The organism is Pseudomonas sp. AC463 (assembly GCF_979253585.1).
Window position 1 is genome coordinate 1 of the sequence record NZ_CEEDDZ010000051.1, and the last position, 1,002, is coordinate 1,002.

Annotated in this window: 1 protein-coding gene; it reads right to left on the reverse strand. The window is 54.2% G+C overall.

Annotated features, from left to right (window positions below):
- Positions 1 to 6 precede the first annotated feature (6 nt).
- A partial coding sequence (locus AC0IYH_RS29000) for an integrase core domain-containing protein (protein ID WP_471837448.1) occupies positions 7 to 1,002 on the reverse strand: 996 nt, incomplete at its 5' end.

Below are 1,002 nucleotides of genomic sequence, written 5' to 3' on the forward strand. Positions count from 1 at the left end.
CATCGTTTACACATTTGAGGCCTGGACGCGGGTCATACCTCGTCCAAGCCTTCCCAGGGGATAATCACACAGGTACAAATCCCAAACATCATCCTCAGCTTCTTTAAGCCCTATCCTTTCCCCAGACAGTGCCTCGCTGATAAATACCAACTTGCCTTTCCACTTGATCGATCCGTCCTGCCTGACGCTTCGAACCTTCATTTCTGCCGGATACTCCACATCGGGCAAACATCCTGGGTAAAGGCGGGTAGACGGCACATACAGGTCCCCTGGACGCTTCATGCCGAGTGCTTCATGAGGGCGTACGTAATTGAACTCATGCCTGAAATGCTCCAGCAAAAGCTGCTGCTCGACCAGGTTTTTGCCTAGGGGCAGTTCAAGTTTCAGGCTACGGTGCATTCGCTCATGGCGACCATTCTGGGCGGGTCTTCCCGGCATGGTTCGCTCGGGATAGATGCCCAGGCGTATCCACCAAACAGCCAATGTGGACATTCTTGCAAGGCCTGGAGAGGCAAACGGAACTCCGTTGTCCGAACGGATGACTTCCGGCATGCCGTACTCTTGAAAAAGCCTCTCAAATGTTTGTTTTACAGGCTGAGTCATGATCTTGGGGTGGGCCCTGCACGCCAAAATCAGCCGGGACGCATGGTCAGTAACGGTCAGCGGGAAGCACAGCTGTGCGTTGAGCATCTTGAATTGCCCTTTGTAATCCGCGCACCAAGTCTTGTTAGGGTCGTTGGCCTCCCGCATTTGTGCATGAGAAGTGCTGTGCCGGCGCTTGAAGCGCCGTTTGTTGACGAGCCCAAGTCGGTCAAGCCATTGACCTGCCGTGCTTGGAGAAGGCCAAGCGACGCAGGGATCCTCAAGTCGTAATAGTTCGAGAAGCTTCTTCGGCCCCCATTTATCGTGAGCCTCCTTCATCGCCACCACACGGGCCAAGATTTCGTCGTCGGTTTTATTTGGGCTGTTGTGAGGTCGCCGGGACAGTTCGGATAAGGACTT